At 59.1% G+C, this 10,527-nt stretch carries 12 protein-coding genes and 1 rRNA gene; 12 read left to right on the forward strand and 1 reads right to left on the reverse strand.

Annotation, left to right across the window (positions count from 1 at the left end):
* Window positions 1-241: 241 nt before the first annotated feature.
* The 11 genes from J3353_RS05260 (at window position 242) to J3353_RS05310 (ending at window position 8,947) form a co-directional block, all read left to right on the forward strand.
* Complete coding sequence (locus J3353_RS05260) at window positions 242-502, forward strand: AtpZ/AtpI family protein (RefSeq protein WP_005930287.1); 261 nt, start codon at window positions 242-244, stop codon at window positions 500-502.
* 22 nt (window positions 503-524) lie between these two features.
* Window positions 525-1,025 (forward strand): ATP synthase subunit I, encoded by a 501-nt coding sequence (locus tag J3353_RS05265; protein WP_005930284.1) that lies wholly within the window; start codon window positions 525-527, stop codon window positions 1,023-1,025.
* A 3-nt stretch (window positions 1,026-1,028) separates the two neighbouring features.
* Window positions 1,029-1,772, forward strand: coding sequence for a F0F1 ATP synthase subunit A (locus J3353_RS05270; RefSeq protein ID WP_097772971.1), 744 nt, complete (start codon window positions 1,029-1,031; stop codon window positions 1,770-1,772).
* 53 nt (window positions 1,773-1,825) lie between these two features.
* Entirely contained in the window at window positions 1,826-2,107 is a 282-nt protein-coding gene (gene atpE, locus J3353_RS05275) for an ATP synthase F0 subunit C (RefSeq protein ID WP_005930278.1), read from the forward strand.
* A 36-nt stretch (window positions 2,108-2,143) separates the two neighbouring features.
* Window positions 2,144-2,650 carry a F0F1 ATP synthase subunit B gene (atpF, locus tag J3353_RS05280; protein WP_005930275.1) on the forward strand — a complete coding sequence of 169 codons (507 nt, stop codon included), beginning with the start codon at window positions 2,144-2,146 and terminating at the stop codon, window positions 2,648-2,650.
* Complete coding sequence (atpH, locus tag J3353_RS05285; RefSeq protein ID WP_005930273.1) at window positions 2,647-3,186, forward strand: ATP synthase F1 subunit delta; 540 nt, start codon at window positions 2,647-2,649, stop codon at window positions 3,184-3,186. The genes atpF and atpH overlap by 4 nt, the downstream gene beginning before the upstream one ends.
* A gap of 54 nt (window positions 3,187-3,240) precedes the next feature.
* Window positions 3,241-4,761, forward strand: coding sequence for a F0F1 ATP synthase subunit alpha (atpA, locus tag J3353_RS05290; RefSeq protein ID WP_005930269.1), 1,521 nt, complete (start codon window positions 3,241-3,243; stop codon window positions 4,759-4,761).
* Window positions 4,762-4,779: 18 nt separating this feature from the next.
* Window positions 4,780-5,628, forward strand: coding sequence for an ATP synthase F1 subunit gamma (gene atpG / locus J3353_RS05295; RefSeq protein WP_156070741.1), 849 nt, complete (start codon window positions 4,780-4,782; stop codon window positions 5,626-5,628).
* Window positions 5,629-5,644: 16 nt separating this feature from the next.
* Window positions 5,645-7,039 (forward strand): F0F1 ATP synthase subunit beta, encoded by a 1,395-nt coding sequence (atpD, locus tag J3353_RS05300; RefSeq protein ID WP_005930261.1) that lies wholly within the window; start codon window positions 5,645-5,647, stop codon window positions 7,037-7,039.
* A gap of 3 nt (window positions 7,040-7,042) precedes the next feature.
* The gene (gene atpC / locus J3353_RS05305; RefSeq protein ID WP_005930258.1) at window positions 7,043-7,441 is read left to right on the forward strand and encodes an ATP synthase F1 subunit epsilon; all 399 of its coding nucleotides are present in this window, start codon (window positions 7,043-7,045) and stop codon (window positions 7,439-7,441) included.
* 165 nt (window positions 7,442-7,606) lie between these two features.
* The gene (locus tag J3353_RS05310; protein ID WP_207684330.1) at window positions 7,607-8,947 is read left to right on the forward strand and encodes an MATE family efflux transporter; all 1,341 of its coding nucleotides are present in this window, start codon (window positions 7,607-7,609) and stop codon (window positions 8,945-8,947) included.
* 57 nt (window positions 8,948-9,004) lie between these two features.
* On the opposite strand, the gene aroD is transcribed toward J3353_RS05310, so the two are convergent.
* Window positions 9,005-9,763, reverse strand: coding sequence for a type I 3-dehydroquinate dehydratase (gene aroD, locus J3353_RS05315; RefSeq protein ID WP_207684331.1), 759 nt, complete (start codon window positions 9,761-9,763; stop codon window positions 9,005-9,007).
* A 579-nt stretch (window positions 9,764-10,342) separates the two neighbouring features.
* On the opposite strand from aroD, the gene J3353_RS05320 reads away from it, so the two are divergent.
* Window positions 10,343-10,527 (forward strand): 16S ribosomal RNA (locus J3353_RS05320); the annotation flags it as partial.

Consider the following 10,527-nt stretch of genomic DNA (forward strand, 5'->3'; position numbering starts at 1 on the left):
CCTATCATATTTTTGGTATTGATGCTGCCGGAGACGGACATACTCCACCGTGGACGTACAATTATGGCGTTAGTGTGAACGAACTATGAAGTTTTACCAAAAATCGGTGGAAAATTGATTGAAAAGTTCAGTGAATTGAATTATACTATCCATATGAGCTTCTTAACCGGAGCGAAACCATTGCGAAAGGGTGCGGCGGGCTGCTGGTTCGGGCCTGCGCACAGAGGGAGGGCGACACCGCATGAAGGGCTGGTACAAGGCGCTGGAAGATCTTGTCTGGCTGACCCAGCTGGGCCTGAATATGCTGCTGCCGCTGGTCATGTGCCTGGGCGGTGCCTGGTGGGCGGTGAACAGCTGGAGCTGGCCGGAATGGGTGTTCCTGCCGGCCATCCTGCTGGGCCTTGCCTCCGGGGCGCAGAACTTCTGGTATTTTGCCAAGGAGCACCTGGACCGCGCCAAAAAGGAAAAACCGAAGCGGGTGGGGTTCAACTCACATCAGTAAACATTACAGGAGGTTCCCCTTTATGAAACTACAGCCGGAATCCAAAAAGGAGCTGACGCGCATCGCCTGCGGCACGGCCATCTGCACCGCTGCCCTGTGGGTGGCCTTTGCGGCGCTGCACCTGGTTGGCTGGGTGAAATTTGATTACACTGTCGTTCTGGGCAGTCTCATCGGCGCGGCCGTGGCCATCGGCAACTTTGCGGGCATCTGCATCGTGTGTCAGAAGGTCATCGACGAGCAGGATGAGAAGCGGCGCAAAGCCACATTACAAGCTTCCTACAACGTCAGAATGCTTTTGCAGGCGGTGTGGATCATCGTGTCCATCGGGGCACCCTGCTTCCAGCCCTTTGCCAGCGTTCTGCCCTTGCTGTTCCCGCGTGTTACGATCTACTACCTGCAAATAACCGGCAAGTACAAGCCCCTTGCACCGGCCGGGCCCTCGGTGGATGTCTCTGTGGAGGACGACCCCGAACCCGCCCCGGAGCCGGAGGCTGAACCCCGTGACAAAGGGGGTGAAACGTAACAAATGGAACTGAACGGCGCAAAGATCCTGTATACCATCCATACCGATATCCCCCTGCTGGGCGATCTCAAGATCACCCAGACCCTAGTCACTACCTGGATCGTCATGGCGCTGCTTTCGGGCCTGGCCATCTGGCTGGGCAGCAACCTCAAGCTGGAAAATGTCTCAAAGCGACAGGCCGCGGCCGAGTTCATCGTGGAGCGGCTGGATCAGTTCGTGCACGACAACATGGGGTATCACTTTGACAAGTATATCCCCCTGATCGGCTCGATCTTCGCTCTGAGCATCGGCTGCAACCTCATCAGTGTCATTGGCCTGTGGAGCCCCACGGCCGACCTGAACACCGAGGCTGCGTGGGCCATTGTGGTGTTTGTGCTGATCATGTACTACAAGATCAAGACCAACGGCATCTTTTCCTATCTGAAGGGCCTGCTGGACCCGATCTTCATCATGGCACCCATCAATGTGCTGTCGGAGATCTCGACCCCCGTCAGCATGGCGTTCCGTCACTTTGGCAACATCCTGTCCGGTACTGTCATTTCCACACTGCTGTACTGGGCGCTGGCAAGCCTGAGCCATGTCATCTTCGGCTGGCTGCCCGGCTTCCTGAGCCAGATCCAGCTGTTCCAGATCGGCATCCCGGCCTTTACGGGCCTGTATTTCGACTGGTTCGGCGGCTGCATTCAGGCGTTCATCTTCTGTACCCTGACCGCAATTTTCATCAAACGTGCTGCCGGTGAGGACTAAGCCCTCACAACGGCATCTCCCAAAACAAAAAACTTTTTTGGAGGACAAAACTTATGACTGACTTTCAGTACCTTGCTCGTGGTATCGCCCTGGCAGGCTGCGGCATCGGCGCAGGCTGCGCACTGATCGCAGGTATCGGCCCCGGTATCGGCGAAGGCAACGCTGCCGCCGCTGCCTGTGAGGCCGTGGGCCGCCAGCCTGAGTGCAAGAGCGACGTGACCAGTACCCTGATCCTGGGCGTTGCACTTTCCGAGACCACCGGTATTTACGGCTTTGTTACCGGCCTGCTGCTGATCTTCCTGGCACCCGGCATGTTTATGAAGTTCCTGGCATAAGCGGAACCTTTTACAAAAGAACGAAAGGAGACGCTTATGGAACTGTACCAGGCGTTGATCACGCTGGACGGCTGGACCTTTCTGGCCCAGATCTGCAACCTGATGATCCAGCTGCTCATCTTCAAAAAGTTCCTGCTGAATCCGGTCAAAAAGGTGATCGCCGAGCGCAAGGCCAAGGCGGACAGCCAGATCGCCGATGCTGCAAAGCTGCGCACGGAGGCTGAGGCCATGAAAGCGGAGTACGAGCAGAACCTGCAGAATGCCCGCGCCGAGGCCAACCAGATCGTTGCCCGTGCCCAGAAAACGGCCACCGCCCGCGGTGAAGAGATCGTGGGCGAGGCCCGTGCACAGGCCGCTGCCCTGAAGCAGAAGGCGGAGGCTGACATTGCGCAGGAGCGCAAGAAGGCCGTGAACGAGGCAAAGGACGAGATCGGCGGCATGGCCATGGAGATCGCCTCCAAGGTGGTCGAGCGTGAGATCAAGGAAGCCGACCACAAGGACCTGATCGACGAATTTATCAAAAACGTGGGTGAAGCATCATGACCGAGACAGCAAGGATGTACGGCGGAAGCCTGTATGACCTGGCAGCGGAGGAAGGGCTGGAGACCCGCATTCTGGGCGAGCTGGACGAGGCCGTGGCGCTTTTTAAGGCAAGCCCGGAGTACCTGCATCTGCTCAGCACCCCCAGCATCCCCAAAAAGGAGCGCTGCGGCCTGCTGGACGAAGCGCTGCGGGATCGGGTCCACCTCTATGTGCTGAACTTTTTGAAGATCCTGTGCGAGAAGGGCACCCTGCGGGAGTTGCCCGGCTGCGCCCGGGCCTACCGGGTGCGCTACAATCAGGCACACGGTATTCTGGAAGCAGCGGCAACCACTGCAGTGGCAATGACGGAGCAGCAGGTGAAGAGCCTGCACGAAAAGCTGGAAAAGCTCACCGGCAAGACCATCGACCTGAAAACAAAGGTCGATCCGGCTGTGCTGGGCGGCATCCGGCTGGATATCGAGGGCACCGAGCTGGACGGAACGGTTCAGAACCGTCTGGCGGCGCTGCGCAGGGATATCGCGTCCGTGACACTGTGATCCATCGAATTTCCACCCGAAAGATTTTAAGAATTGAGTGGTGAATACAAGACAATGCAACTGAAACCTGAAGAGATCTCCAAGATCATCCGTGCCCAGATCAAGCACTACGAGAATGTCATCGAGCAGAGCGAAGTCGGCACGGTCATCATGGTAGGCGACGGCATCGCCCGGGCCAGCGGCCTGGAAAAGTGCATGGCAGGTGAGCTGCTTCAGTTTGACAACGGCGAATACGGTATGGCCCAGAACCTGGAGGAAAACACGGTCTCCATCGTTCTGCTGGGCTCCGATGTCGGCATCAAAGAAGGCAGCACCGTCAAGCGCACCGGCAAGGTCGTTTCCGTGCCCGTGGGCGAGGCGATGATCGGCCGCGTGGTCAATGCACTGGGCCAGCCCATTGACGGCGCAGGCCCCATTGAGACCACCGAGTTCCGGGCCATCGAGAGCCCGGCCCCCGGCATCATCGACCGCCAGCCGGTCAAGGAACCCCTGCAGACCGGCATCAAGGCCATCGACTCCATGATCCCCATCGGCCGCGGCCAGCGTGAGCTGATCATCGGCGACCGCCAGACCGGCAAGACCACCATTGCATCGGATACCATCATCAACCAGAAGGGCAAGGATGTCATCTGCATCTATGTCGCCATCGGCCAGAAGCGCTCTACCGTGGCAAACCTGGTGCAGAGCCTGACCGAGGCCGGTGCCATGAGCTACACCATCGTGGTGTCCGCCACGGCCTCCGAGCTGTCCCCCCTGCAGTATATCGCCCCCTATTCCGGCTGTGCCATGGGCGAATATTTCATGCACCAGGGCAAGCATGTCCTCATCATCTATGATGACCTTTCCAAGCACGCGGTGGCCTACCGTGCCCTCTCGTTGCTGATCCGCCGTCCCCCGGGACGTGAGGCTTACCCCGGCGATGTTTTCTACCTGCACTCCCGTCTGCTGGAGCGCGCGGCCAAGCTCTCCAATGAGCTGGGCGGCGGCAGCCTGACGGCTCTGCCCATCATCGAGACCCAGGCGGGTGACGTTTCGGCCTACATCCCCACCAACGTCATCTCCATCACCGATGGTCAGATCTTCCTGGAAACGGAGCTGTTCCACTCGGGCGTTATGCCCGCTGTCAACCCCGGCATCTCGGTGTCCCGTGTTGGCGGCAACGCCCAGATCAAGGCCATGAAGAAGGTGGCCGGCACCCTGAAGCTGATCTACTCCCAGTACCGCGAGCTGCAGTCCTTTGCCCAGTTCGGTTCCGATCTGGACGCGGACACCAAGGCCCGTCTGGCACAGGGCGAACGCATTGTGGAAGTGCTCAAGCAGAACCGCTCGGCCCCCGTGCCCGTGGAAAAGCAGGTGGCGATCCTGTATGCCACCATCCATGATCTTCTGGTCAAGGTCAAGGTGGCTGATGTGGCCGAATACGAAAAGGGCCTGTACGAATATCTCGAGAATGATGCCGCCGGTGCCGCTGTGATGGAGACCATCCGCACCACCGGCAATCTGGACAAGGACACCGAGGAAGCACTCAAGGGCGTTCTGTCCGCTTACACCGAGAGCTTCGTCAAGGCGCACTGAGGGAAGGAGGCGTAACGCATGGCAGGTTCCATGAAGGACATCAAGCTGCGCATCAAAAGCGTAGAGAGTACCATGCAGATCACCAAGGCCATGGAGCTGGTGGCTTCCTCCAAAATGCGCCGTGCCAAGGAGCGGGTGGAACACAGCCGCCCCTACTTTGAAACGCTGCACGACACGCTGACCGGCATTGCGGCTGCAGACCCCCGGGCCCGCAGCCCCTACCTGCGCCGGGCAGAGATCAAACGCACCCTGCTGGTCGTCATTGCAGGCGACCGCGGCCTGGCCGGTGGATATAACTCCAACGTGCTCAAGCAGGCGGAGGTCCAGCAGGGCCCGGTCACGGTGCTGCCCATTGGCAAAAGAAGTCAGGAGTACTTTGCCCACCACGGGGCCGACCTGTTCACCGAAGAGGTGCTGCTGGCGGCGGATGTCTCGGTGGGTGAGTGCTTTGCCCTCTCCCGGAAGATCACCGAGGGCTACCTGAAGGGCGATTACGACGCAGTGAAACTCTGCTACACCCGGTTCGACTCGATGATGACCCAGACCGCTGTCACCATGGAGGTGCTGCCCCTGACCATTGAGCCCACCGAGGAGCAGAAGGCCGCTGCCCGCCGCAGTCAGATCCTGTACAAGCCCAGCAGCGAGGAAGTGTTCCGCGCCATCATCCCCGAGTATGTGGCCGGTATCGTTTATGGTGCCGTGTGCGAGAGCGTGGCCAGTGAGCTGGCCGCCCGCCGCACCGCCATGGATGCCGCCACCAAGAACGCGGGCGAAATGATCGACCATCTGAATCTGTATTACAACCGCGCCCGTCAGGCTGCCATCACGCAGGAGATCACCGAGATCGTGGCAGGCGCAGAAATCTAAAAAAGGAGAATAGCCTATGTCCGAAAAACACATCGGCAAGGTGATCCAGGTCATCGGCCCGGTGCTGGACATCCAGTTCAAGGATGGCGAGCTGCCGGACCTGCTCAACGCCATTGAGATCGACAACCACGGCCAGAAGCTGGTGGTGGAGGTCGCTCAGCTCACCGGCGACAATGTGGCCCGCTGCATTGCCATGAGCAGCACCGATGGTCTGGTGCGCGGCACGGATGCCGTGGACACCGGCGAGTCCATCCGGGTGCCTGTGGGTGACCAGTGCCTGGGCCGCGTGTTCAACCTGCTGGGTGAGCCGGTGGACAATAAGCCTGCCCCCACCCCGGAGGCCTACTGGCCCATCCACCGCCCTGCCCCCAGCTATGAGGAGCAGCAGTCCACCACAGAGATCCTGGAGACCGGCATCAAGGTCGTTGACCTGATCTGCCCCTACGCAAAGGGCGGCAAGATCGGTCTGTTCGGCGGTGCCGGTGTCGGCAAGACCGTCCTGATCCAGGAGCTGATCTATAACATTGCCACCGAGCACAACGGATACTCGGTGTTCACCGGCGTTGGCGAGCGCACCCGCGAGGGCAACGACCTGTACGGTGAAATGACCGAGAGCGGCGTTATCAACAAGACCGCTCTGGTCTACGGCCAGATGAACGAGCCTCCCGGAGCCCGTATGCGCGTGGCCCTGTCCGGCCTGACCATGGCGGAGTACTTCCGCGATGTCAAGAATCAGGACGTGCTGCTCTTCATCGACAACATCTTCCGTTTCACGCAGGCAGGCTCTGAGGTCTCGGCTCTGCTGGGCCGTATGCCCTCTGCCGTGGGTTACCAGCCCACCCTGGCCACTGAGATGGGCGCTCTGCAGGAGCGCATCACCTCCACCCGCAAGGGTTCCATCACCTCGGTGCAGGCTGTCTACGTTCCCGCCGACGACCTGACCGACCCGGCCCCTGCCACCACCTTCACCCATCTGGATGCCACCACGGTCCTGAGCCGTGACATTGCATCTCAGGGCATCTACCCCGCTGTGGACCCGCTGGATTCCACCAGCCGCATCCTCAGCCCCGAGGTCGTGGGTCAGGAGCACTACGAGATCGCCCGCGATGTTCAGAAGGTGCTGCAGCGCTACAAGGAGCTGCAGGATATCATTGCCATCATGGGCATGGACGAACTGAGCGAAGAGGACAAGCTGACCGTCAGCCGCGCCCGCAAGGTGCAGCGCTTCCTGAGCCAGAGCTTCCATGTTGCGGAGCAGTTCACCGGTATGCCCGGTCAGTATGTGCCGCTGAAGGAGACCCTGCGCGGCTTCAGGATGATCCTGAACGGCGAGTGCGATGACCTGCCCGAGAGCGCCTTCCTGTTCGCGGGCACCATCGACGATGTGTTCGCCAAGGCGAAGAAAGGGTAAACCATGACGACCTTTCATCTGACGGTGGTCACGCCGGACGGCTGTGCCTTTGACGGTCAGGCGGAACGGGTGGTCTGCCGTGCCATCGACGGCGACCTTGCCATTCTGGCAAAGCATGGTGATTACTGCACCGCGCTGGGAATGGGCGAAGCCCATATCGTGGACGCGGACGGCCAGCGCCGCCGCGCCGCCTGCATGGGCGGGATGCTCACCGTGCTGAACGGGGATGTCCATCTGGTCGCTACCACCTGGGAGTGGGCAGAGGAGATCGACCAGGCCCGCGCCGAGGCCTCCAAGAAGCGCGCCGAAGAGATCCTGGCCCGGAAGGACCTGGATGAGCGCGAATATGAGCTGGCCCAGGCCCGCCTCAAGCGCGCCCTCGTCCGCACCTCTGTCCACTGACCCCGGAGCGCTGGACAAATCAGCGCCGCTGTGGTACACTGGTATCAGAAAAATCAAATCAACAAAGGCTCCTTTGGAGTGCTGCAAACAGGGACCCCCCTGAAACCGGGGTTGCGTGCTTGCGGGCATTCTGAAGGAGCTTTTTTGATGCAAAGGAGGATGTGCGTGAAGAAAAATCTGGATATGACAGAGGGAAAGCCGATCTCCCTGCTGTGGGCCTTTACCTTTCCTACATTGATGGGCAACCTGCTGAATCAGGTTTACTCCATTACCGACAGCATTGTGGTGGGGCGGTATCTCGGGCAGACCGCCCTTGCGGCGGTGGGCAGCACCATGCCGGTGATCCTGCTGCTGGCAGCTCTGATGATCGGCATCAATGTGGGCGTGGGGATCATCATCAGCCGGTACTTTGGCCAGAAGAACGAGGAGCTGATGCGGAGGGCTTTTGTAAACAGCCTGTATCTGGGGCTGTTCCTGTCGGCAGGGATGATGGTGATGGGCCTGACCTTCTCCGGTACCATCCTGCGGTGGATGGGGACCCCGGAGGGCCCCCTGCAGGAAGCCACTGCCTATCTGGAGATCAGTTTCATCACCATGATCTGCCCCTTGATGTATTATTTGTTTTCCAGTGCATTCCGGGGCTTGGGGGACAGCCAGACAGCGCTGTACTGCCTGATCGTCTCTGTTCTGAGCAATATTGGCCTGGACGTGCTGTTTGTGGCTGTGTTCCGCTGGGGAGTGGCCGGGTCTGCCTGGGCCACGGCACTGGCGCAGGCCCTGTCGGCGGTGGTGGCGGCGGTGCTGCTGTTCCGCAAATATCCCATGATGCGGATGCGGCGGCAGGACCTCCGGCTCCATGGAAAGCTGCTGCGGCAGATCACGGTGCTGGCCATTCCCATTGCGGTGCAGTCTGCCTTCAACAATCTGGGCAATCTGGTGGCACAGAGCGCTGTCAATCTGTTCGGCGAGGCCACCATGGCGGCCTACACTGCCGCCAGCCGCATCGGAACGCTGGCCCTGATGCCGGTGGAGACCATCGGTTCCTCCCTCAGCGTCTATGCCTCTCAGAACCACGGAGCCGGCAAGCCGCAGCGCATCCGGCAAGGGGTACGGGCCTCCCTGCAGCTGTCTCTGGTGGTCAGCACTGTGCTGGGAGTGTTTCTGCTGTTCTGCGGCCGCCAGATGGCAGGGCTGTTCCTCGCGGAGCCGTCTGCGGAGATCCTGACTGTGGTGCAGCGGTTTCTGCTGATCACGGCGGTGCCGGGGATCCTGGCCGGTGTGATGCAGGTGTATCAGCAGGTGCTCCGGGGCGTTGATAAGGCGAATCAGGCACTGATGGGCGGCGTGATGCAGCTCATTACAAAAATTGCGGTGGTGGCTGTGGGCGCATGGGGAATGCGGAATCTGGATGTGGTCTGGCTTGGCTGGCCCGCCTCCTTTGTGGCCGGAACCGTGATCCCGTACTTCTGCTTTCAGAAGATCGCACGGGAAATAGAAACAGAATAAAACAGAAAGCGCCCCCGGAAGGCAAATCGCTCTCCGGGGGCGCTGTGTATTGATAGATCAGCTGAGCCGCAGGCTGTCCAGCACAGCGTTGACCACATCCAGCCCCACCTGACCGGGGGCGCTGGCCGTGCCGGGATTGGCAAAGGTCATGGCAGAGCCAAAAGCTTCGCCGCAAAGGCGGCTTACGGCTCCCAGTGGGCCCATGCTCATGGTAATGACGGGCGTTTCGGGGTGGTGGTCGGTCATCTCGGCGGTGGCGGCCAGCAGCTCCAGCACATCGGCACGGCTCTGGGGCATCACGGCCAGCTTGGGCAGGTCGGCCCCCGCCTGCTGCATGGCCACCATCCGGGAGACCATCTCGGCCTTGGGCGGGGTCTTGTGAAAGTCGTGGCTGGAGCACACGACCTTGACCCCGGCGGTGTGCGCGTCCTGAACCAGTGCGGGAAGGTCTGTGCCTGCGGTGAAGAACTCAATATCAATGAGGTCAGCGCAATCGGTATCCAGAATGGTGCGGAGAAAACGGAGGTATCCCTCATGGCTGACCGGTATGCTGCCGCCCTCTTCCTTTGTGCGCAGGGTCACAAGCAGCAGCTTTTCCTTTAAGAGGACCCGCAGCTTTGCCAGGCAGCGCACCACTGCCCCGGGGTCAGCGGCTGCTTCAAACAGATCGACACGCCATTCCACACAATCGGCGCACAGTGTGGAAAACACAGCGGCCTTTTCCAGGATCGCAGCCTCGGTGCGCTCTACGATGGGCAGAATGACTTTGGGGCGGCCTTCGCCGATACGGCAGCCGCGGACAGGAACACAGGACATGGCGCTTCTCCTTTATATTAAAGTATAGCTATCTCATACAGGATACGGGATGACTCCATGATACGTTCTGCCCGCCGCCTTGTCAAGAAAAGGCGGCTATTATAATAAGAGAAAAACAGGGGGATTTTTGCCTTGCGCAAAGAATTTGGAAAAAAGATGTCAGAAAGTGTTGACAAGAGCACCGGGGTGTGGTATTATACTTGAGCGCCAAGCGCTGAGACAAAAGAATGACTTCTGAAAGCTCGGCAGGAAGCCCTTGAAAAGAACCAATAGACGCTGAAAAGTTCCGGCTGATACCGAGAAACTTAAAGTGCTCCAAGTTCGCAAAACTTCAAAAGCTTCTCAAAAATAAAGCTTGACAAAAAATCACTTCTGTGGTAAAATAATCAAGTCGTCAGCCGCTAAGGCTGAGGCGCACAGGACCTTGAAAATTGAACAATATCGAAAAACTTGTAACGGAACCTATTTTCGTGTTGGAAAAACACGTTAAACAATTCCAAACAAAGTAATTCACACAGGACGCAAGCGATTGCGTGCTGAGCGAAAGAAGATTTAACACTTTTTAAGTGATAAATATCATTTATAAAGAGTTTGATCCTGGCTCAGGACGAACGCTGGCGGCGCGCCTAACACATGCAAGTCGAACGAGAGAGAGGAAGCTTGCTTCCTCAATCGAGTGGCGAACGGGTGAGTAACGCGTGAGGAACCTGCCTCAAAGAGGGGGACAACAGTTGGAAACGACTGCTAATACCGCATAAGCCCAC

Source organism: Faecalibacterium sp. Marseille-Q4137 (assembly GCF_017377535.1).
Taxonomy (GTDB): domain Bacteria; phylum Bacillota; class Clostridia; order Oscillospirales; family Ruminococcaceae; genus Faecalibacterium; species Faecalibacterium duncaniae.

Bases quoted from the DNA above. Each gene is read 5' to 3' on its own strand.
- J3353_RS05260 (WP_005930287.1), top strand. From the start codon at position 242: ATGAAGGGCTGGTACAAGGCGCTGGAAGATCTTGTCTGGCTGACCCAG.
- J3353_RS05265 (WP_005930284.1), top strand. From the start codon at position 525: ATGAAACTACAGCCGGAATCCAAAAAGGAGCTGACGCGCATCGCCTGC.
- J3353_RS05270 (WP_097772971.1), top strand. From the start codon at position 1,029: ATGGAACTGAACGGCGCAAAGATCCTGTATACCATCCATACCGATATC.
- atpE (WP_005930278.1), top strand. From the start codon at position 1,826: ATGACTGACTTTCAGTACCTTGCTCGTGGTATCGCCCTGGCAGGCTGC.
- atpF (WP_005930275.1), top strand. From the start codon at position 2,144: ATGGAACTGTACCAGGCGTTGATCACGCTGGACGGCTGGACCTTTCTG.
- atpH (WP_005930273.1), top strand. From the start codon at position 2,647: ATGACCGAGACAGCAAGGATGTACGGCGGAAGCCTGTATGACCTGGCA.
- atpA (WP_005930269.1), top strand. From the start codon at position 3,241: ATGCAACTGAAACCTGAAGAGATCTCCAAGATCATCCGTGCCCAGATC.
- atpG (WP_156070741.1), top strand. From the start codon at position 4,780: ATGGCAGGTTCCATGAAGGACATCAAGCTGCGCATCAAAAGCGTAGAG.
- atpD (WP_005930261.1), top strand. From the start codon at position 5,645: ATGTCCGAAAAACACATCGGCAAGGTGATCCAGGTCATCGGCCCGGTG.
- atpC (WP_005930258.1), top strand. From the start codon at position 7,043: ATGACGACCTTTCATCTGACGGTGGTCACGCCGGACGGCTGTGCCTTT.
- aroD (WP_207684331.1), bottom strand. From the start codon at position 9,763: ATGTCCTGTGTTCCTGTCCGCGGCTGCCGTATCGGCGAAGGCCGCCCC.